This is a genomic window from Leptolyngbya boryana PCC 6306 (assembly GCF_000353285.1).
Lineage (GTDB): Bacteria > Cyanobacteriota > Cyanobacteriia > Leptolyngbyales > Leptolyngbyaceae > Leptolyngbya > Leptolyngbya boryana.
This window is the reverse complement of sequence record NZ_KB731325.1, coordinates 11,006-32,961: the sequence shown is the minus strand read 5'-3', so window position 1 is coordinate 32,961 and position 21,956 is coordinate 11,006. Positions and strand designations below refer to the sequence as shown.

The following is a 21,956-nucleotide window of genomic DNA, read 5'->3' as shown; positions in this document are numbered from 1 at the left end:
CTCTAACCCGTCAGCTACCTTCGCGACAAACTCCTCTAAACGATCAATCATTAACTTCAATTCGATGCTACATACTTCTCATCTTTCAAATCTCTTAACTGAGTTTCAAGGGAAGGTACAACTCAAGCAGAATTTATCAATGCGATCTTGGAGCGAGGGCTTAAAGCAATATGAGTGAGACCCGTTGTTTGTCACTTTAAAGTCTCTGCGACATAATCCAATTTTCCACCCTTCAGCCGCGTGCTGATATCCGAGTCTCCGATTTCTACGCAAAGAAATCGATAAGAAAGCCTATACCTTGACCTCTAGCCTAAAAATGTCCGAAATAGCACACGCTTTGAGATTACTTCCACATGACTGTTGTCTCTACATCTCTTAGTGATAACCAAGCTTGTTCAGGAAGATTGAGAGCAGGTTACTGAATGCTTATAGCTGCATTGATCGCGCCGTAAACAACTTGACGCAACGCCTGAGCTTCAGCAGTCTGCTTCACTAAATCCTGACGCATGGATCGGCTCAACTCAAGCTGTAGTCCTGCACGATGAGCATTGCGGTTGACAATGTTGAGCAGGTCTATTCCTCTTAGTGCGGTACATGCTTTGTCGTCAGACTTTGGAGCATTGATCGGCTGAATCAAATAGGGTGATTTGTCCTGATGATGCTGAATAAATTTAATAAAGGCTTGAATTTGCGCCTGGTCGCGTCCGCCAACACAAATGGTTTCTCGTAGTAAATCTCCAGCTCCATGAATGGAGATCGCCTTTAGATGACGATTGACAAGCGCGATCGCATCGGGGTCATCAAACTGAGCGGCGGTGATATGCAGCGTTTCAAAGTTACTGCGCTGTCCTAAGCACTGCGCTGTTCCATGTGCATTAAAATCATAACGACTCCAGCCATACTGTTGAGTAAGCATCTGGGTAATTGTGCTCGTCATGGGTTCGATCGCGCCGCCATGAATTGAAAGCACAACGACTTGCGAATTGCGGGGAGTGCTTGTGATGGTATAGTCTCTGTTTCTCAAACACACTGCTGAACTCGAAAGCGAGCGACTGCCACACCGAGCGGCATCAAAACAATCAAAATGATCTGCACCCCAGGCAGAGTTCCCCTTGAAAACAAACTCCACCAATGTCAGTCCTAATGCAACGAGTGCGATCGCGAAGAATCGTTGTGCTACGGTTTGAGTTGAATAGATGGTGCTCATGCTTTTCACGATTGGTGCTTAAGGGTTCTGCGAGCTTTTTCTTGAACTGCCTCGTTGTTATCTTTTGCCACAATTTCTAGGAGTTCTCGCCTAAAGTGCTGTGCTAACTTAGGATTCTCCTCCAGCACTGCTACATAGCGGTAGCGAACGTAAGAAATTGGATCATGCAGACCGTAATCGATCATTTCAATCAGGCGATCGTACTGATTCTCGATCAGTCTGGGAGAGGCAGCCAGTAGTCCGGCGAGGGCTGTCCCTGCACTTGCTCGATATCCCCATCGACGAGATTCACGCGCATATTCTTGAAGATCTTCAAGGGTCAACGATTTTGCCACCTGTCGAATCGCCTGGTCAGTGTTGATGCGCTCTTCTTTTGTAAGACGATCGAATTCGTTCGCATGTTTGCTGAAGTCCTTGAGCGCATTCTGATGAGCATTGGGGCCAGGCACTTTTGCAGAGATTGATGCTGACTTAGACGCATCTCCAGAAACCTGATTGCCCACTTGCTTCCAGAAAAATTCGCTGGCCACAAGCGACGTGCCAATCGTCCCGACAATACCAATCAGCGCAATTGCAATCTTGACCCAAGATTTTTCTTTGTGATCTGAACTTGAACTCATGACGCTACACCTCTGATGTCATGTGATGAATTTGGGAGTAAGAAAGGGACGCAAAGCGCCGTTTTGAATGATGAGTATGGTGATGACACATCACTTGAACGAGCAAAATTTCGGAGGTTGAAACAACGTCATACCTGAACTTTGAACGTCATTTTTCTAAGGTAAAGTAGACCACCCTGTTTTGCTGACGATCTAGACCAATTGGGATTGCTTGATTTCAAGAATTCCGAATCGTTGTTGTGCGTTACTGCACTTTGACCGTCAGATTGAGATTGCCACCTGCAATATTGGCGTTGATTCCACCCACACGAGCATTAATCAGCCGAGTTGCCTCTTCTTGACTAATCCCCAATGCTTGAGCTGCTTGAGCGCTTCCGGTGGACACGAGAAGTTGCTGCACGTTCATGCCGTTAATGCGCTGCAAGGTTTGATTCACCTGCTTGTTCACCGCACCATTGACTCCCATTCTGGAAATCACAGCATCGAGAATATCTCCGTACCACTTGTTGGCACCCCGAATATTGGTTTTACCAGCTTGCGCGACGAGGACTCCATTGTTGACGCGGACATTAAAGCCCTGACTGAACGATCCGCTGATCGAAGCCCAAGGCGTATATTTCTTTCTGCCAAATACTGACCCAAGATATTCCCGCGCTTGAAACTGCCAATTGCCATTGACGGTAAAACCGCCATCCGCAAAGGCAACTCTCATACTGCTGACATCCATACGTTGAAAGTTGGTCTCTTTGTACCGTCCTTCATTTGCTCGCAGAATGTCATTGATCGGACCTTCGAGCAGAGAAACCGGAATTGCGACCTGCAAAACTCCATTGTTGAATGAAGCTCGCGGTTGAAAGTTAGGCAGATTGATTGCGACGAGTTCAGCAGACGAACTGGAAGGATGAGAGGTTTGGCTTAGAGCAGGGAGAGCGCTTAAAGCCGTTAGCGTCAGCAGGGTCGATGTGAAAATCAATGTCATTTTTCGCGCAGCCATCAGTCTTTCTCCTTTCGTAAATGGGGCTGAATGATTCCATCTAATTCCTCTGTTGACTGAGTTCGAGTCTGAGAATGACTGACTTTGGGTTTTGTTCTGCATTCAGTTTCGGTAAAATCTGAATCAGTCAGCAGCAGCAACAATGGCAAGGTCACTTCGAGTTCAGCAGGCGTGCATTGGAACGGTTAAATTGGCGGTGAAGCGCAATGGATTTCTCAATCAAAGAGCCTTGGCTGAAACTATTGGGCTAGCGCGATCGACCGTAAGTAATTTCTTAACGGGGAAGCCTGTTGATCGCGCTGTGTTTGAAGAAATCTGCGATCGCTTATCGCTCAACTGGCAAGACGTTGCGGATTTGAGCTGGCAAGACGCATCGAACGAGTTGCAAACGACAAAGCAATTTGATTGGGGAGATGCCCCAGATGTCGCTTCGTTCTATGGTCGCAGTGAAGTCTTATCTGAACTGGAGCAATGGATTACTCAAACTCAATGCCGCCTCACTTTAATTCTGGGCATGGGTGGAGTGGGCAAGACCGCTTTATCGGTCAAACTTGCAGAGCAAATTTACGATCGCTTTGAAGTAGTCATTTGGCGAAGCCTACGAAACGCACCGCCCTTGAATCAGCTTTTGTCCGATCTAATTCTGGCGTTATCTCAGCAGCATGTGACAAGCGTTCCAGAATCACCAGAGGCGCAACGATTAGAGGTTTTAGCCTACTTACGGCAACGCCGCTGCTTACTCGTTTTAGATAATGCGGAATCGATTCTAAAGAGTGCTGAGCTAGGCGGACTGTATCGAGAAGGCTATGAGGATTATGATGAATTCTTCTGTGCAATCGCAGACGGGCGACATCAAAGCGTTCTGCTCCTCACCAGTCGAGAAAAACCCCGCAGTCTTGCGATTCGAGAAAGCGATTCACGCTCAGTCCGATCGCTGCAACTCTCAGGATTACCGACCACTGATGGACAACAAATTCTCAGCGCCTGTGGGCTAATTGCCGAGGAGCAAGACTTCGATCGCTTAATTGAGTCTTACACAGGCAATCCACTCGCCTTAAAAATTTCTGCTGCAACGATTCGTTCAACCTTTGGCGGAAATGTTCCAGCCTTTCTTCAGCAGGGCATTGCAGCCTATGGAGGCGTTTGGGAACTGCTTGATCAGCAATTTGCGCGACTCTCACCGCTGGAACGACAGGTGATGGTTTGGCTTGCGATCGAGCGAGAACCGATTTCGTTTGAAGCACTTCAAACCAATTGGATTCCAACCCTTTCAAGGAGAGCGCTGCTCGAAGCGTTAGAGTCGCTCCAAGGACGGTCTCTCATCGAGAAGGTGAAGCCTACGCTGATTGAAACGAGCAGCAGTGGATTCACTCAGCAGCCTGTAGTCATGGAGTATGTGACTCAAATACTGCTGAGTCAAATCGAGCATGAACTCATCAACCAAACCCTCAAGGATTTGAGACAGTATGCGTTACTCAAAGCGCAGACGAAGGATTACATTCGAGCGATTCAAACTCGGCTGATTCTTCAGCCCTTAGTTGAGAAGCTCCTGATCACCTTGCACGACAAAGCCAGCGTGAAATTCTTGCTCGATCAACTTCTGAATGTATTTCGAGGCAAGCCTTTATCCTACACAGGCTATGCGGTTGGCAATCTGATTAATCTGCTCAGCGTTCTATGTTCGGATTTGAACGACGCAGATTTTTCGGATTTAGCGATCGCACAAGCTGATTTTACTCAGACAACGCTACATCGAGCTGATTTTACAAATGCTACAATTCATCGCTCCAGTTTTGCTGAAACGTTTGGAGGCATCGTAGATCTAGCATTCAGTTCCAATGGGCAGCAGCTTGCTGCTAGTGATAGTCGATGTAACATTCATCTTTGGGATTTAGCAGAGACCAAGAAACGCATGACGTTACGAGGACACCGCAGTTGGATTTGTTCGATGCAATTTAGTCCAAGCGGGCAGAGTTTAGCAACTGCCAGTGATGACTACACCGTGAAGCTATGGGATCTCGAAACGGGTGATTGTCTTCAAACGCTGAAAGGACCAGCGAATCTGCCCCATAGCATGACATTTAGTACCGATGAGCGATCGCTGATTTATTCAGATGACTCAATCACCTTTTGGAATGTCGAGCATCCAGAGCAGCAGATTATTGCGATGCAAGGATATCCCTACCTTGCAAAAACGATCGCGTTCAGCCCCGATGGTCAAACGATCGCGCTGAGTACTCAAGCTGAGACGATCGAGCTTTGGAATCGCCAGACAGGCGAATGTGAATACACCTTCGATCAAGGAACAGAACTCGTCCGGTATCTGGCATTTAATTCAGACGGAACCCTGCTTGCCAGTACGAGCCTCAATCAAACGATTCAAGTGTGGGACATCTCATCAAAGCAACTACGGCAAACATTACGCGGTCACACTCAAGGAATTAGCAAAATTGTGTTTAGTCCGAATGATCAACTTCTTGCCAGCAGCAGCTTCGATCGCACTATCAAGATTTGGGATATAACGACAGGGGACTGTCTTAAAACATTACTTGGACATCAAAAACATCTCATGTCCGTTGCGTTCACACCCGATGGACAGCGTGTTGTCAGTGGTGGAGAGGATCATGCCGTTAAACTCTGGGACATCCAAACAGGGCAATGTCTAACCTCGATTCAGGGCTACACAAATGCAGTGATGTCCATCTCAATCTGTGCGACTGAAAGCATTCTTGCCAGTGCTCAAGAAGATCAATCCATTCGACTTTGGAACCTTAAGACGAACCAAGTCATTCAAACTCTGCTCGGTCATACTGATTTAGTTTGGTCTGTCGCTTTTTCACCGCAAAATCCCGCCATTCTCGCGAGTGCGAGTTCAGATCGCACCGTTAAGCTATGGAATTGGCAAACTGGGGACTGCTTGCACACATTTCCCCATGCGAACTGGGTGCGCTCAGTTGCTTTCGATCTCACCGGTCAAATTCTGGCATCCGGTTGCTACGACCAATCTGTGACGCTGCGAAGCGTTGAGACAGGTGAAATCATTCATCAACTGCGAGGACATGATAATGCCGTGTCTTACGTGATCTTCAGTCCAGATGGAAAGCGACTCGCGAGTAGTAGCTACGATCGCACAATTCGGATATGGAATGTTCAGACAGGAACTTGCCTTCAAACCTTTCAGGGACATCGCGATCGCATTTGGCAGATTGTGTTTAGCCCAGATGGGAAGATGCTAGCGAGCTGCGGTGACGATCAAACCATCAAGCTCTGGGATTGTCAAAGAGACCGTCTCAGAAGCTTTGTCGGGCATCAAGGAACCGTTACATCGATCTGCTTTGATCCCGCAAGTTCGCAGCTTGTCAGTGGGGGATTCGACCAAACCCTGAGACTTTGGGATATCGTGACCGGAGAATGCCTATCCACTTTGAATACATGCGCAGGAGGAGTCCTCTTTGTTCAGCAGGTGAGCCATCTCTTCTTAGCCAATCGTGAAGTCGAATCAGAACATTCATCCCCTTTACACTTAAGCAGTAATTTAGATGGGACAATCCAGCTTTGGGCACTTCAGTCAAAAACTTGCTTAACGTCGCTCCAGGTTCCGCGACCCTATGAAGCGATGAAAATGACTAATCTTGAGGGGTTAACTGAGGCGCAGCTTGCTACATTAAAAGCATTGGGCGCTCATGACCAATGACGATCTAGGGAATGCCGCTCAACCTCCCGTTAAAAAAAGCTTGCATTTGGCACGATAAATCGTTTTCCTATGTCTGTTGTTCAAGAAAAGTCTGAAAGTTGGGTAGAAGCATTCAGGTTCGTAAAAAGACGATCGCAGGGATAGTTGCCCGTTGTCGCGATCGAGCTTGAGCTTGGAAAAGCGAAAAAGGTTGGGTTGAGCACTGCGACTCAGTGCAATCAAGGAAAGCGTTGAAGAGCGATACAGAGCCGCTTTCCTTGAATTAAGTACAGGTTACGAATTCACAACTTAAACATTGATGAATTGGAGAAGGTTGTATGTACGAGCAGATTCAGAGCATTTTGACCCTGATAGCAACGGCAATGGAGGTTGGGTTTGGACTCTGGTTCGCGATCGCATTTCCGCTTTACTGCTGGAAGAACACAGATGCATCTTCATGGATGCCATCAGCAACAGTTGAAGCAGTCCAATCGGAGGAACCGAAAGCAACGAGTAGCATGGAAGAAGGTAACGAAACGAAGGAGATTGAGAGAACGCAGGGGTTGAACCAGAAGGTTATGCAAGATGTTGAAGAGAAAACTACGATCGCGGAAGGTGATCAGCAGATGCCAAGGCTTGATTTGAGAACGATCGAAATTCTCAGAACACCGAAGAAGGTTGCAGTCAAGGTGAGCGCTCTTGATGCTTTGAAGATTCAAGTGCCCAAGACTATACGTCGGCATAGTGTTCTAGGATATGCAAGCTTCTACATTCAGGATTTGCAGAAAGTCTTCGAGGTTCTTCTGCCTGAAGGCGAGAGCATCTAATCACTTTCAGAATGAGTTTGAGAACAACACGAGGGATTTTTGAGAGGGACATTCACTCATTCGCTTCGACGCGAAAAGAGATAAAGGTTGATCGACGATCGGAGAGGATGGCAATGGTTAATTTTTTTATCCCATCCCTCCATTTTTTAACCGTGTTCGCTTGAACTTGGAAGTTTGAGAACCATGAGAAAAGACGAGAATTGTAGCAGAATCCTCAGGCTCGAACTGAGCTGATTCTCCTGCTACAGAAGACTCAAGGCTAATTTTTGTCAGGAATAAAAGATGCCAACGCCAGAGAGTGCTCAAAATGCTGACTTCTCAAACGCAAGCTTTTCAGGTGCCTTTAAGCTCAACGAGGATCTAGATACATCTCTATCTCCAATCTCAGCATCAATCAGTTCGCAAATTCTCACCAAAGTCACACGACTGTTCAATGCAGGACTAGAAGACATTGTGAACGAACTGTTTCAAAACGCTCGTCGTGCTGGAGCAACACAGGTTAAGGTTTCACTAATTGAATCAGGAAATCTTCGGATCGAGGATAATGGCTGCGGGATTGAATCTGCTCAAACGCTGCTAAATTTGGGGCAGAGCGACTGGGAAGGCGAGATTGTCGAAAGTGAAGATCCCGCAGGCATGGGCGTTTTCAGCTTGGCAAATCGTGGCGCAATGATCGCGTCACATAATTGGCAGGTTCAACTTGAGCCAGAGCATTTTTCAGGGCAAGCGATCGCGACCGTACAACCGACTGAACCTCGAATCGGCACCTGTATTGAATTTCCCCTGAAAGCTCAAGAACAGAAGCGATCGTTATCGACGGTGATTGAAAATGCTGCTCAGTATTTTCCCATTCCTGTCTCCTTCAACGAAACAGACCTCCCTCGTCATGATTTTCTCGCTGGAGCACAGATGATTAAATCATGGCGAGGATTACGCCTTGGAGTTTCAGGGGATTACCGCTGGACACAGCGCAGTAGAGATGGAGCACTAAACTTTTACGGTCTCACGGTTCAAGCGTATTTGCCGAGCCTCTGTTGTAATGAAACGACGCTTAGAACCCGAGTGGATGTCGAGTTTGCACCAGAGCTTAAATTAGTGCTGCCTGCGAGAAAAGAAATTGTTCAGACTGAATTCTTTGAGCAGCTCAAGCTCGAACTTCGCAAAACGCTTTACGAAGCAGTCGCACGGCTTGAGTCCCACAATTTGTCTCATACGCATTGGCTCGAAGCCCGCAATTTTGGCATCGATTTGTCTCTAGCACGATCCGAGCTTGAACCCTTCACACCAGCAATCGCCGACCATCTTGCCGGACAAGGTTGGAACTCACCACAGCCAATCGATGCAACGACCATCGTTGTTGAAGTTGATGAATTAGAAGCCCCACAACAGCAGCTTTTTGCACGGGCTTTAGAGAAGAGCGATTTGCCTTTCACCTTTCTCGCTGCGGAATCAAAATACCAGGGTTATCCTTGGTACGATGAATTGCCCAGACTCAGCTTCGAGCGGATTGAAATTCAAATTGGCGATCGTATTCTTTCACCTACAGAATTCGCGGGTTTGGAAGAACTTCCACCCCAGGGAATCGTGGATCAAATCACCGCGATCGTGACGCGAAAACAGACAGGGCTTTCCAATACCGAAATGCGCTTGGTGTTGGATATCGGATTTGGGGCAATGGATGAACTTGCCTACACCCCATCTCTAGATGAAGTGACAATCGCGATCACTCGTCACCATTCGCTTGATCCCTATGAATTAGCGGAACTGTTGGAAGCTTCTTTCTTTTCTCCGAGTGAGGACAGCGATGCAGATAGGTATGAAACGCAACGAGAAGATTTTCGCGAATCGGCTCAAGAAGAATCGATTCGACTTCTGCTCTCCAGCGAAGCTGCACTCAAGACCCGAATTGAAATGATCGTCGATCGATATCTGCGCTGGATTGTGCCGAGTAACATGAAAATTGAGGTGCGCGTTTCACCGATTTCAAGTGATGAAAACCCAGAACGAACTTTATTTAATCGATCGGTTGAAATAATCGGCAATCCTGAAGAAACGTCAGAAAGCTGAAACTAAGCGCTTTTGCTGCACGTTGAGATTCAATGCCATGATCCACCGCTTGAAATCAGCGATTAGATCTCAGAATCCTTTCAAGAAGCGGGTGGATCAACCACATCTCGCAACAAAACTGAGCATTGGAGTAATTTTAAAAGAGGAATTAGATCACTTTTTTAACGGAATCTTTGCCAGAATCGGGGGTAGCAGGGGATAATTAAGCACAGCATCTAATCACTGCTCAAACTTACCGAGTCCTTCTGTGCAGCTATGGGACAAAAAAGTGTCACTAACACTTGGATCAAACAATTGCGTGAAGAAGCAAATCTCACGCAAGAACAATTAGCCGTGAGATTAAATATTGCGTCTTCTACGCTCAGAACTTGGGAACAGGGTAAGGTACAGCCCTCAATGACGATCGAGCAGTGGGAAGCCTTTTCAGAAGCGGTTAACGTTCCTCTCAATGAACTTCGATTGCAAACTAAGCGGTCTGCATAACCAAAGCTCTAATGGTTAGCTAAGATTGACGGACTGATATGGGTTGGACGAAAATACACTTCTAGATACAAGATACAAGAAAGCGATTTGTGAACAAGTTCTCAAGTTGATGTAAGCTACGTGGGATTTCATTGCCTTCTCTTTTCCAATTCAACCAGGAGCACTTTTGACGAAGCAGATGTGAGATCGAACCGTTTGATGATGCAAGTATTAGATTTTAGAGCAGGCTGAAGTCTAATCACTAAGATTGGAAAGTCCTCAAAATTGTGAAAATACGCTTTCAACCTTACTTCGGAAACAATTCATAAGCCAAATCTCAAGGCGAGAAACTCATTATAGCGGCGCATAGCTTCCATTCGGAATGCGCCCCCAATTGCCATCTCCATTCCAGCTTCTGGTTGAATTTTGGAAATTGGAAGAATGATACGTGATAGCCAGTTTGAACCATGTTCGTCTTCGTCTTCCAAATGACTATAGAAATACTTACACCTTAACGCTGCGTCGGGATAGAGACGCTCTAATCCAGTAGTAATTGCATGATTACGATTCGAGTCAAAAAGCTCAGGCATTGCAAGACTTCCCAAGCTCCTGAAGTAGTGCTGTCGGTTGAAACCAAAGCAAAAGTAAAGGTTGTAGCCTGCATAAGGTCGCCAGTCATTCCAGATCGGAAACTTTGGAGGCTCTATGTTTAACGCCTTAAGCATTCTTGTAAACAGATTGATGTGGGAATTTTGCTCTATCCCATGTCCACATTCATCCCACATGTTGCTAGTTATCTCTGCCTTGACTATCTCTGAAGAATACAGTTGTGCTAAAGCAAGCGCATCAAAGAAGCGGAAGCATAGAGGTGCTTCTGACCGCAGAAATAATTTGAAATTCTCGATAGTTGCTTGAGTCTTGAAGAAGTTTAATACAGCTCGATCTGTCTCTGATTCTTTATGTGCTTGGTCGATAAACCATACGGAAAGTGACTCTGGATGATTTATTGTATGGTCGTGTGGAAGCTGATGCAAGATACGTGGCAGCTCGTAATTCATCCATGCCGTTTCTAGTTGTCTACGAATGTTCAACAACCAAGGACTATGCTCGTGTTGGCAAACAGGTGATAAAGGGTGACACAAACTTACTTCGTAGATTTGGTAGAGCGTTTTGTGAATTTCTAGAAGTGCAAGAGGATCTTCTTGTCTGAATCCTGCATCTAATGCTGTAGCTAAATCAACATCTAAAGTTCTTAAAATGCGATCTGATAGCAGTAAGGATTCGTGATTGTCTGAAAGAAGATAGGCAACTCTTTGTGAGAGTGTAATGGCTTCTGTTGGAGCTTGAGGTATGGAAAAAGCAGGAACATCAACGATTTGATGTTTTAATTGATAGTGAAGCAAAGTTCTAATCATGCGATGAGTTTGTGTTGAGCACAGGACTGGAATTTGAAGGGGGGGCTACCTTTTCAGAACTTCAACCTTCCTAGATTTACTGTTATGGCTGGTTTCTGCATCATTAATTCTCCTGAATTTGCAAACTGCTTGCAGTCAGCATGAGTATCTGCGGCAAGGACTGACAGATAGGTTCAAAGTGTATTTTACTGAGATGGCAGAAATAGTGACTGCTCAATCTCTTGCTGAACGTTGGCATCAATTCGGCAATCGCTTTTGAGACAGACAACGAGAAGCAGATTGGCGTGATAATACTGATGCAGTAAATTGCGCTGCTTCTCAGAAAACAGATGAATGTTTGAGCTTTGCGGTTCATCACTCTCTGCATAGTCATACCGCCAAACTTCACCCTGACTGTAGTAGGGAACAATAGTGCGTCTTAGTTGGTCACCCCATTCTTTTCCACTGTCTTTTAACCAGTTTCTGAAGATTGTTGGATCAATATCACTACTAAATCCAAATTCTAGCGGTATTTCTGCATTGAGCTTGCTCAGTTTCTTTCGTAATTTTGGATCTTCCACTCTTTCCAAAACCCGTCTTGCTGTTTCGGCGCGAGCGAAAGTAACTGCTAGCGCGGGATCGAGATCAGGAAGATCAGTGAGGTCAGGAAGCTCGTCACTTCTGTTCTTAAGAATGTCGTAAACTCCGCAACGCGCAGCGCGTGCCAAAAAAGAGGAGCAAGTAAAAATGCGAGTGAAATCACAATCCAGAACCCATCCTAGGGAGCGTTCTGGATCGATCGCGATATCAAAATCCAGATAACAAGCTCGAATTGCTGCTAGATTGTGTGTATGTCCCAAAGAAGCCGATAGACGCTTAGCTTTTTCATCAACCCACTTAAGGAATGCTTGTAGTTCCTGATCCTCTGCTAGCATTTCATCTATTTTTGCCTTCATCAGTTTAAGCAGGCTGTTAGCAATCACAAGCATTTCGGTTGTTAAAAGAAACACCTCTCGCCAAGAACGATGGGTTAGATACTGCATTAACTCCTTTAAGATCGGGCTGTCCATCGAATGCGGGTCGCAATTAGCTACAATATGCTTTGCGGTGAAGTATTCATGGAATGTCAGATGAGAAAAGGAGTAGAGGCGCTTCGCTTGCTCTGTCAGAAGACCATGTTGCGCTTCGATCGACTTGAGTATGGCTTCACTATCTAACTCTAGATTGCCTTGAGGGTGATTGCACAATCTGCTGGTGTAGTCTGCAATTTCCCGTTCAGCGTCTTCTTGCTCGAAAATACAATTGTCTTTGATAAAGGTTGAATAAGCAAGTTGACTGAGTAAGTATTCTTTATGCTTGAGGGAAAGCTTTTTGTACACCTGCGCCCGCTCAATCGATCTCTTTGCATCCCATTTCTTCAATAGAACCTCCAACCCGTCTCGATACAGGTCTGAATGCTGAGTTGGAAAATCTCCGGAGTCTTCAAAGACTAAGCATAATAAAGTTAGCAAAAGTGGGTTTGCTGCCAACTCTCGAATAGGCTTACTTTCTTTTGAATTCAACTTTTGAAGGAATTTCGTTCCTTGAATTGAGTTCTCTTCGCTGTCGAACCATCCCTTCACAAAATAAGCAATTTGCTCATCTTCAAATTCAGAGATTTCTACCTCTGTAAAATTTGTGAAATCGTACTCCGCTGCGGCAAGACGGCATGTAATGATGAATCTACTTTTGTAGAAATTGGAATAGTTGATGAAATTTTCAATTTCACGCTTTACACGATTCTTTTGATCTTCTCTAACCTCATCAAGCCCGTCTAGTAGAATTAGACCACGTCCTTCATTTAACACTAATTCAAGATTAGCTAACTCAATATTAAACAATGAGCTAATGTATGTCAGTAGATTGGGTTGGAGAGAGGTTTCAGCAAAGTCTTTTAACCTAATAAAAAGTGGAACAAACTGTTTCAACGCTTGTTTGGAAGAGCAATATTCATCAAGACATTCATTGATTGAGGCACGAGTCTCAGCACAATGCTTATCAATACAATGCGCCTCAATGCACTGCATCGCTAAATACTTCAGAAAAGTTGTCTTTCCCGCACCAGGTCTACCTAAAATAATCAGCTTCTCAAATTTTTGAACAGCTTCTATACCGGGCACTTGCCCCTCTACTACGTCTCCTAAGTTAAAGCGTTCACAATCTTTTGAGGAAATCTTCTCTAATAAATCTCGCAGCTCTCTGCGCTGTCTACATCTTATGGACTCAAGAATATTAACTCTTGTGTAGATACGATTTAAGGTCAGTGGCTGAGCCATGTCTAACACTCGCATCATGCTGCACAAGTGATAAATCTTTTCTCGCACTTGCTTACGAAGATCCTCTACTAAAATGTCAATATTTGCTGACAAATGCGAGCTGCTGTCGTCAGAGATACCTAAATCCATTAACGTCAGACCTACTGCTGCTGCAATATTCTCAACAATCCAGCGTTGCACTCCACTTGTGCAAGATTTTGTGCCAAGCACTCGTCTAACCGTATCTACAGAGGTATATGCTTTATCTGCTAAGACCTCCTGTGTGAACCCCGCCGATTTATAAGCTATTCTCAGTTTGTTTTGCCCCGCTTCACTCAGCTGAATTGTATCAACTTGACCCATTTCAGTTTTTCCTTGTAATGGACATTTACACTATAGCGACGTTGAACTTGAGAGAGTAGAGCAGAACGGGGCAGTTTTCTTGCCCTATTTGCCCGATCTCAATCGGGCAAATAGGGCAATACTAGTCAACCTATTTGCTCTTAGATCAATGAGTAGCCTCATGCGTAAATGAGGTAGGGGCTACTCAATCGCGTCTGTTCGAGGAAAAGCCCAGCCAATTTAATCCTTTCACTAATTGGGAGAAACAAGAAGATGGCTGTGAATTGGTTCCGTTCTTCTAACAACATTATTGATGGCTCAGACAACGCAGATTATGAATGTGAAGCTGTTATTAGTGAAGTTATCCAACAGGAGAAAGCTTGGAGAGTTGAGTACTTAGGCTCATGGTGGACAGCTCATAGCATTGAATTGATGGTGCTAGTACCGGGAGATATTGTACATGTAGTAGGTCGCAAGAACATTACCTTGCTTATCACATCTCATGTACAAGCGAGGTCAAATTAGATAGTGAGTAGTCAGAGCAGAGATCAAACAATCTAAATCTCTTCTGAACGATTCTTCTGAATTTGCCGTCATACTTCATCCTTCAATATCGATTCACTTGCTCTTTACCGATCTAGAACTATGACCAGAGCGTTATCTCCTCGAATGGCTTTGCTAACAATTTCCGTCATCGCAGGCATCTACTTGAGCTACCTTCAGGATGGCTTTGTCCAACCTCTCGGTCAAGCTCAAGATGTTCTCAATTTTGTAATCTTGGTTAATAAAACGATTGGGCCGCAAAACAAGATCGGTGAATCTAAGGGTAAAGAATAATGTGAACCCAAAGAGATCGCAGATGATACTGCACGATCACGCGATCTCTTTGAATTATGCTGGGATCATCTGCTCGAACTAGCTCTGTTTTATTTGTGAGAATTACTCAATTCGTGACAGCGTGAAACCGTAGTAGGATTGGTTTATCTCTTCAGATTCCCATTGCTTACGAATGCTAGGATTGCTGAAATAAATCATCATTCCTCTGCACCAATTGCAAATGCTTCTTAACTCAGAGGTGATTCTCTCTCAAGTCAAAGAACTTACCACAGGTACAGCGTCAATCCACTTGAACGTAGGCTCTGTCAGAAACTTTGAGATTCTAGTTCCTCCTTTGAGTGAGCAAGAGGAAATTTTGCGGCGAGCGGAAGCAGCTTTTCAATCGATTCATCTTATAGAAGAGGAGTACTGTAAAGCAAGTAAGCTGCTTGAACGACTAGAGCAAATAATTCTTGCTAAAGCTTTTAGAGGAGAGTTAGTCGATCAAGATCCTAATGATGAACCAGCTTGTGATTTACTCGATCGCATCCGTGCTGAAAAGAAAGACCAAACGCTAAAATCTAAGAGCAAGAAAAAAGTAAAGTAGCTAGGTCTAACTGGGTACAGGAAAGAATCCAAAGCGTCCTCGCTCAGGATTACGCGTGAAGATTGTTAGCTCAATTTTCTCTGTGGTCGATTCAGGGGGATGCTCATTTTCAACAATGATGATCTGACTATCATTATGATTATTAGCTAAGTACTCATAGAATCTAATCTTAAGATCAGTTCCTTCCAGACTATCAGCAACTCCTTCAGGTTCGTAATAAGCTAATAGAGGTGAGTCTAGGACAACGAACCCTGGGTGAGGTAGATTCCTCTCCCGACAAAACTCCATCAAGCCAATGCTCATAGCAGCATGAGTAATCGCTCTAAGTCCTTTTCCGCGACTTGTACGAAGTTGACCATTGATAACGATATCCTTGTCTGATTCGTCAAAGTGAACGCGATCGCAATTCGGAAAGCCCCATGTTTGCAGCAGATGTTGAACCTTTTGAGAAAAGGCATCGAGTACAGATTTAGATAAGTCTATTGTTGGAACGGCGAGGTTACTTAAAGTTTCGGAGGTCTCAAGAAGATTGAGTCTTTTCTCTTCCAAATGCTCGATGCGATATGATACATCAATAACTTTTTGTAACTGATTGGATCTTCCTAGCAGCTCATTCAGGCTAGCTTCCGCATTACCGAGCGCAGGTGCAAGAATGTCCTGAATCTCTTGAGTAAGTGATTGAATTCGAGGGTCTAACTCTTCTTTACGTGCAGTTACCTCTTCTAGCTCATTTTCAAGGTCAATTACAGTATCCTCAAGATCAATCAAAAGCTTGGAAATCTTGGAAATCTCAGCTCTTGCAGCTTCAATGTTTTGTTCAACATTGCCATCGCATACTTCTTGGTAGTGTTGTTCCTCTGGGGGAGACCCACAAAGAGGACACGGAGCATGATCTAAAAGAACAAATAGCGTTCCTGACTCTTGTATTGCTTCTAGACGCTCAATATCAATTTGGTAATGTCTTTGCAGAAGCTGGAAACGAGACAATAAACCATTAATCTCTGCTATCCTATCCAGAAATGATTGCTGCTCGTCTAAAATCGATCGACGAATTTGCATCCGCTCGTTTAAATCGGATTGCGCTTGTCTAATAATGTGCCCTTGTTGCTCAAATGTAGCTTCTAGTTCTAAGAGTTGATTTTGAGCTTCTGTAGGCGTGATGCCTATCTGGTTGAGTTCTTCGTGCAGTTCACCTAACCATTCATTAAGCATTTCAAGCTTGGCAGCGTTCGATTGTTGACGGTTTGTTGCCTCTGCCTGTTGTTGAGCATAGCTGATTAGAGCACTATCATCTAATCCGGTAAGTAGTAGCTTGAAAACAGAATAATCTGCGGTATTGCTAGTCCTCTGTTCAGATAAGAATGGAGATCCGCGTTTGGTAATGCTGTTTTCCTGAACTACTACTAACTTTGAGAGATTTCGGAAGCTGAGATTTTGGGTGTCTCCAGCTTGACTCTTCTTTACTCTTTTGCCCGCTAATCTAAGGGACTGCAATAGGTAGCTGGAAAGGGAGTTAGTATTTTCCGAATGTTTTGCTTTAAGAATAATTCCAGTAGAGCTAGGGTTGCTTAGGAGCCAGTCTCCATCCCATTTCTGGAAATCTCCGCCAGTCGTACTTCTTTGAAGAGTGAACTGACCGTCAGCGTCTACAGTCTCCAGACTTAGTCTTGCTCGATCGTAACCGATCCGTTCTGGAATATCTCTGAGTGGATCTCTAGCACCTAAGAGATAATCAATAGCTTCAACAATAAATGACTTTCCAGTGTCAGATGCTCCACAAATCACATTTAAGCCACTACGAAACCGTAGTAGAGCAGGTTCTTTGCCTTCTCGACCAATAAATGAGATTCCACGTAACTGAAGAGGTTGCCACGTCATCTTACCTCTCCTACGCGCTCAATAGGCTGAAATTGTGAGGACCATTCTCTAAAGAATTGCCTTTCCAAAGATTGCAAGTCTTCGATCGTAGAAGTGCTAAAAGTTGTAGCGACCCAATTAGCTCGTTCTCTAAGTTTTAAGAGATATGGTGAAGTAAGCATGGACAGAAATGCACTAGCGCTGTCTGTTGCAACATACTGAAAGCCGCTGGACGAAGCAGATCGCTCTATCAATTGCCGACTCATCATCAATAAAATGCCATGCTCAACTAACTTACGCCGTACTAACAGTTCCCCAGATCGTGAAGGAAGAGAAGCGTGCAAACTCTCTGGTCCACCGACATCTCCTGTATGCACTGTTAAGTAGTCGAAATAAACTAAGTATTGCAAATCGAGTTGGCGTGGAAAAACTGCTGTCAAAATGACAAGCGATCGAATTCCAGTTTCAATTGGGCTATTAAAAGGTGCTGCCATTTTAAGCCTCCTCGGTCTGGGGAACCCAAATTAATCTGTTGTCATTTGCAAGTTGATGGCAAACACCTTGCTTATCTTGAATTTCAGCGGCAATGGTAAGGGGATTCGATGTTATAGAGAGATTTGCCGCTTGATTAAGAGTATTTTTCATACGAGACAATCCATCGCTATGTTCACTATCGCAGGTATCGATCACCCCATGAAATACTTCGTCTTGAAATTTTTCAAATGTTCCAACAGGTACGGTATCGCGAGCGAAGTTACGTAATGATTCAGCATGGTAGAAGCGTGTTCTTTGTCTCTGAAAGTCTCTTGCTAGAGCGGGCGAGAGGTCTGAAATATCATTCACGGATGCCTTGAGATGATCCTGGTAAGCTGCAAATAACTGCTGCACGTAACGAGTTTCTTCGTGGCTACACTCGTCAGGCGGCAAGGGAGCCTGCGGACGTGCAGGTAAACCTCCGCCAAATCTTACGGCATGGTAGTGGGTTCGACTGTGGTCTTCAATCAGATCAACGAAGGATTTTGATGAAAAGATGGAGAAATCGAATGCGTTAAACCATTGAAGGAAATCTCCTTCAAGCTTAACACTCGTAGTTTTTGTAATTCCATCGCGGCAGTATTTATCCCAACATGCTTTCGCTTCTTCCTTCAACTTTTTAGGGTTTCCGAGTAACTTTTCTAGAGATGTGCCGACACCCTTAGATGGTACGAAGTAATGCTTGCGTGGAGGTGAATATTCTCCTTTGTAGGAATAATAGGTGATCTTTCCAATCTCAACCCAAATGTCACTTGGACAAAGAGGATTTTTATATTGCTTACATTGAAAATTATCCCATTCTTGATCCCACCCACCCGAAGTGATGAACCCAACGATATCAACACCTAAATCCCCAGATCCGCCAAGTCGTCTAACCTTGACATATTGATTATCTATTGAGACAGCCCACTCCTGAATAAACTCTTCCCACTCGGACGGCGAAAAAAATTGCACGCGGATGGGTTTGGGAATGGGATTGCCGTTCAAAACATGATGTGCCGACGGACATGGGGAAGATGTCCTCGGTATGATTGGCTTTAAGTCGTCGTCAGTAATCAAGGGTAATGATATTTGCTGAATGTAGAATTATAGTTGTGAACTGAATGATACAGCAGTTTATCTCATTAATCAGAGAAGATGTATCGAACTTTCAGCGTTCTCTCTGCTTAATATTAAGTAGCTATAAAGATGTAAGTATTGTTATTAACATTAACTAAATCTGTATTATTTCATCAGCTACCTTTAGTCATCGCAATCGAAGGAATTTCGAGCTTGTAGAGTATTCCAGGTAGAGCATCTGCAATCGCAAGTGGCAGTTTTTGAGCGATAGGAGGTAAAAAGGCTCTGTGAGCAGCGATCGTAGATGTCGTCCTCAATATAAATGAAGGGAAATCTAGGTAAAAGGGTGATACACCCTGAAGTCATGCAAGTGCGGAGATTCGAGTCTCATGAAACGAGGAGGATTATCGATTTTCTGTCCATCCTGCTCGGACTTATCCATCTGTAGAGCAATCCCCCCTCAAACGATCGGATTGCCCAAAGATCGTCGTTGGTGCAAATCAAAGTATAACGACATGCAATGGTTTCGACGAGTCCGGGAGTGTCAGACCTGCAAGCACAAATTCCCAACAGCAGAAACCAGTGAAAGCCTGCTTGATGAGATGGCTAGGCTACGAGAGCAGCTTGCTGAAGAAAATAGGCAGAAGACTCAGGAGTTACTCGATCTTCACGAACAACTTGCAGAACATAATCGAAAGGTTATGAGACGCATCCGAGCACGAGGAAACTGGGTTGTTCGGGAGGAGACCATTGCGCTAGAGTTAGCTCAAGAGTTTGTTCGACGATCAGCATGGTGGCTGAATCATCCGTCGGGACAAGATGTGAGAGCGCCTCGATACGCAGAGCGAATTTACAAATCAGCTCATGGCTGGACGCTTGAGTTTGGTGCAAACAAATTTCTGGTTGGCAAGGCGATCGAGCGATGCCAAAAAGTCGTAATCGCCTTTCTTGAATCTACGGAATCTGTAAAGCCGCAATCGCTTGCAGATCTAAAAAAGGCGCTTTCCTTGCAGATTAGTGGGTCGGTTGCCAACTGCAACGACGAAGAATATCAAGGTTGTTATCCGGTTTACTCCGGTCAGCTAGTTTTTGGTAATGCGGCGATCGATATTGCTGATGCAGTCGATTTTCTGTTTGAGGAAGCAGAGATAGATGCATTATTTATCAGATGAGGGTTGCTCATCAACTGTAGCATTATTGGATTAGCTAGAATCGCCTTGACCCTCCTGCTGTAATTGTCCCAAACCTCTACTGGGTGCCAACTCCTATCGAACCGAATTGACACCCAGTAGAGGTTTGAGCAGAGATTAACAGGAGAGTGAAACCAGAAATTTGTTTCTCACGTTTTCAAGTTGTCATCTATTTTGATTAGTAGTCAACTTATACGTCTTCCACTTGCATAGTTGAAGATTGCAATCAGATAGTTTGGAGCGGCAATTGCCATAAGTCCAATTGCGCTTCCAACCGGAAACATGAACAAGCCCAGAATTATTGACGCTGTGCGGGCTATCTAATTCTGTTTGTTGTGCGTCGAGTATCGACTCTTACACAATTCCGGTGAAAAGATCTTAGAAAGCTCAGATATAGCAATTACATTTCTCGTGCTAGGGCTGCTTCTAATGGTGAGTCGTCACGTTCTGGTCTGCGCGTTGCCCTGAATTTTCGGGAATCTTATGATTGACGCCTTCTAGAAGGTTGAACGATTTCACTCCTGTTTATTCATGTGGAGCATTTGAATGGTAAATCCTTACCCTTTCAAAGGTGGCAATATTTCCAATTATGAGACATTTATTGGGCAAGCCGGAACCTACAATACTCGACATATTCCAACAGGTGAATCTATTCCTTGCGTTCAACCACCTCACCAGGCAATTGACACTGTAGTTCAACCTTCTGGTTTAGATATGCTTCCAATTGCCAATCTTGCGCTGGGTGTTCTCAATCTAGGTGTAGGAGTCTACAATGCCTCTAAGCTTCGTAAAATTGGCAAAAAGCTCGATCGTAATCATGAGCAAATTCAATCTTATTTTGGCAGCATTCAAAAAGCACTGAATGGGCAACAGCGCACACTTGAGGTTCTAGCCTGCAATCAATACAACCTCTCTCAGAAAATGGACATTCTCCGTCAGGAAATGCATTCTGAATTTGAGCATGTTGTTAGGGAGATCCGAGATACTGAGGCAAATCGGCGGAGAAGAGAATACTACGCGAACACTCATGAACTGCTTGAGGTCTATGAGCGATTTGTTGATCATCTCCCCGACTTGGTAGAAGCCGATCGCCTAATTGATCGCGCAGAACGATTAGAGTCCTTGGTACAGGCTGAGCTTAACCAGATTACGTTGGGCGAACCTTGTCGATTACCGTTAGTAACAGCGTTGTCTTTCAGTGTTAGGGCGAAAGTTGATGCGTTTGAAGCTAAAGGTGGAAAATATTTGGATTCCGCCGATAAAGCGATGCAGAAATTGAAAGCACAGATTTGTCGAGAAGCGTATGCTCTTTGTCATGGGCATAGTCTTTACTTTGTAGGCGTGCAGATGCCTGAGATCATCTATCAATATGCTCTATTACATCGAGGTGTTAATAAAGGACTCCATCTGCGATGCGAACCAGAACTTGATTTTGCGTTCTATCAAGATGAAATTAAGTGGGATGACGGTTTGGATGAATTTCGCAACCTTTTCGATAAAGCAGTAATTAATGCTGTTCAGGATAGCGAAAGAATCATAGAAAAGACCAAAATTAATCTGAAAACGTTAGCAGATTATGACTGGTACATACGCTTTGCAAATGAGGATAGATTGAACTTTGATATTCACTCGCGTCAAACAATTCAACTGAGCGAGATTCTCAAGAAAATTGGTCATCCTACTCCTGTCGAGGGTGCGATTCGCAAGTGCGATCTAAATGCTCTTATGCTGTTTGCTTTGCCTGAAGCTGCCCAGAAATTTGAAGACTATGTTGGTAGTGTTCTAGATATGTGGATATATGGCAGAATGAAAACGATGTGTTAGAGGGCTGAGTCGAGATGGTCCTAGAACCTGTTCAATGTCCCGATTGCCAGAGTGTGGATGTCGTTAAGCATGGTCGCAGTGCTGCTGGAAAACAACGGTATTGTTGCCGTAACTTAGAGTGTTCGAGACGATCATTTATCTTGAACTTTAGCTATCGAGGACGACTGCCTGAAGTCAAAGCGCAAATCA

General features: G+C 44.5%; 18 protein-coding genes. 10 read left to right on the top strand and 8 right to left on the bottom strand.

What is annotated here, in order from left to right; all coding sequences use genetic code 11:
- Nucleotides 1-415: 415 nt before the first annotated feature.
- The 3 genes from LEPBO_RS0131180 to LEPBO_RS0131170 form a co-directional block, all read right to left on the bottom strand.
- Nucleotides 416-1,207 (bottom strand): poly-gamma-glutamate hydrolase family protein, encoded by a 792-nt coding sequence (locus LEPBO_RS0131180; RefSeq protein ID WP_017291528.1) that lies wholly within the window; start codon nt 1,205-1,207, stop codon nt 416-418.
- Nucleotides 1,208-1,212: 5 nt separating this feature from the next.
- Nucleotides 1,213-1,827, bottom strand: coding sequence for a hypothetical protein (locus tag LEPBO_RS0131175; RefSeq protein WP_017291527.1), 615 nt, complete (start codon nt 1,825-1,827; stop codon nt 1,213-1,215).
- Nucleotides 1,828-2,071: 244 nt separating this feature from the next.
- Complete coding sequence (locus LEPBO_RS0131170; protein WP_017291526.1) at nt 2,072-2,821, bottom strand: hypothetical protein; 750 nt, start codon at nt 2,819-2,821, stop codon at nt 2,072-2,074.
- A 142-nt stretch (nt 2,822-2,963) separates the two neighbouring features.
- On the opposite strand from LEPBO_RS0131170, the gene LEPBO_RS0131160 reads away from it, so the two are divergent.
- The 4 genes from LEPBO_RS0131160 to LEPBO_RS0131140 all read left to right on the top strand — a co-directional run bounded on the left by LEPBO_RS0131160 (nt 2,964) and on the right by LEPBO_RS0131140 (nt 9,871).
- Nucleotides 2,964-6,515: a WD40 domain-containing protein gene (locus tag LEPBO_RS0131160; protein WP_017291524.1), complete on the top strand. Its 3,552-nt coding sequence runs from the start codon at nt 2,964-2,966 to the stop codon at nt 6,513-6,515.
- Between the two features lie 317 nt (nt 6,516-6,832).
- Complete coding sequence (locus LEPBO_RS0131155; RefSeq protein ID WP_017291523.1) at nt 6,833-7,321, top strand: hypothetical protein; 489 nt, start codon at nt 6,833-6,835, stop codon at nt 7,319-7,321.
- A 282-nt stretch (nt 7,322-7,603) separates the two neighbouring features.
- Nucleotides 7,604-9,388, top strand: a complete 1,785-nt coding sequence (locus LEPBO_RS0131150; protein ID WP_017291522.1) for an ATP-binding protein — start codon at nt 7,604-7,606, stop codon at nt 9,386-9,388.
- A gap of 255 nt (nt 9,389-9,643) precedes the next feature.
- Nucleotides 9,644-9,871 (top strand): helix-turn-helix domain-containing protein, encoded by a 228-nt coding sequence (locus tag LEPBO_RS0131140; protein ID WP_017291520.1) that lies wholly within the window; start codon nt 9,644-9,646, stop codon nt 9,869-9,871.
- Between the two features lie 302 nt (nt 9,872-10,173).
- On the opposite strand, the gene LEPBO_RS0131135 is transcribed toward LEPBO_RS0131140, so the two are convergent.
- Nucleotides 10,174-11,265, bottom strand: a complete 1,092-nt coding sequence (locus LEPBO_RS0131135; RefSeq protein ID WP_017291519.1) for an iron-containing redox enzyme family protein — start codon at nt 11,263-11,265, stop codon at nt 10,174-10,176.
- 185 nt (nt 11,266-11,450) lie between these two features.
- Complete coding sequence (locus LEPBO_RS0131130; RefSeq protein WP_017291518.1) at nt 11,451-13,901, bottom strand: NACHT domain-containing protein; 2,451 nt, start codon at nt 13,899-13,901, stop codon at nt 11,451-11,453.
- Nucleotides 13,902-14,153: 252 nt separating this feature from the next.
- On the opposite strand from LEPBO_RS0131130, the gene LEPBO_RS38870 reads away from it, so the two are divergent.
- The 3 genes from LEPBO_RS38870 (at nt 14,154) to LEPBO_RS38865 (ending at nt 15,303) form a co-directional block, all read left to right on the top strand.
- Nucleotides 14,154-14,405, top strand: a complete 252-nt coding sequence (locus LEPBO_RS38870) for a hypothetical protein (protein ID WP_017291517.1) — start codon at nt 14,154-14,156, stop codon at nt 14,403-14,405.
- A 120-nt stretch (nt 14,406-14,525) separates the two neighbouring features.
- Nucleotides 14,526-14,717 carry a hypothetical protein gene (locus LEPBO_RS0131120; RefSeq protein ID WP_017291516.1) on the top strand — a complete coding sequence of 64 codons (192 nt, stop codon included), beginning with the start codon at nt 14,526-14,528 and terminating at the stop codon, nt 14,715-14,717.
- 220 nt (nt 14,718-14,937) lie between these two features.
- Entirely contained in the window at nt 14,938-15,303 is a 366-nt protein-coding gene (locus LEPBO_RS38865) for a restriction endonuclease subunit S (RefSeq protein ID WP_017291515.1), read from the top strand.
- 6 nt (nt 15,304-15,309) lie between these two features.
- Here the strand turns inward: LEPBO_RS38865 and LEPBO_RS0131110 are convergent, their stop codons facing one another.
- From LEPBO_RS0131110 to LEPBO_RS0131100, 3 genes are read right to left on the bottom strand one after another with little or no spacing between them, the layout of a single operon-like run.
- The gene (locus tag LEPBO_RS0131110) at nt 15,310-17,181 is read right to left on the bottom strand and encodes an SMC family protein (protein WP_017291514.1); all 1,872 of its coding nucleotides are present in this window, start codon (nt 17,179-17,181) and stop codon (nt 15,310-15,312) included.
- Nucleotides 17,178-17,654, bottom strand: a complete 477-nt coding sequence (locus tag LEPBO_RS0131105) for an ABC-three component system middle component 2 (protein ID WP_017291513.1) — start codon at nt 17,652-17,654, stop codon at nt 17,178-17,180. The genes LEPBO_RS0131110 and LEPBO_RS0131105 overlap by 4 nt, the downstream gene beginning before the upstream one ends.
- A 1-nt stretch (nt 17,655) precedes the next feature.
- A complete protein-coding gene (locus LEPBO_RS0131100; RefSeq protein WP_199323932.1) occupies nt 17,656-18,681 on the bottom strand; it encodes an ABC-three component system protein in 1,026 nt (341 codons plus the stop codon).
- Between the two features lie 461 nt (nt 18,682-19,142).
- On the opposite strand from LEPBO_RS0131100, the gene LEPBO_RS0131095 reads away from it, so the two are divergent.
- From LEPBO_RS0131095 to LEPBO_RS41370, 3 genes are all read left to right on the top strand, one after another.
- Nucleotides 19,143-19,925, top strand: coding sequence for a hypothetical protein (locus LEPBO_RS0131095; RefSeq protein WP_036047036.1), 783 nt, complete (start codon nt 19,143-19,145; stop codon nt 19,923-19,925).
- A 564-nt stretch (nt 19,926-20,489) separates the two neighbouring features.
- Nucleotides 20,490-21,767, top strand: a complete 1,278-nt coding sequence (locus LEPBO_RS0131090) for a hypothetical protein (protein WP_017291510.1) — start codon at nt 20,490-20,492, stop codon at nt 21,765-21,767.
- Between the two features lie 14 nt (nt 21,768-21,781).
- On the top strand, nt 21,782-21,956 hold a 175-nt coding region (locus LEPBO_RS41370; RefSeq protein WP_315881776.1), incomplete at its 3' end, for an IS1/IS1595 family N-terminal zinc-binding domain-containing protein.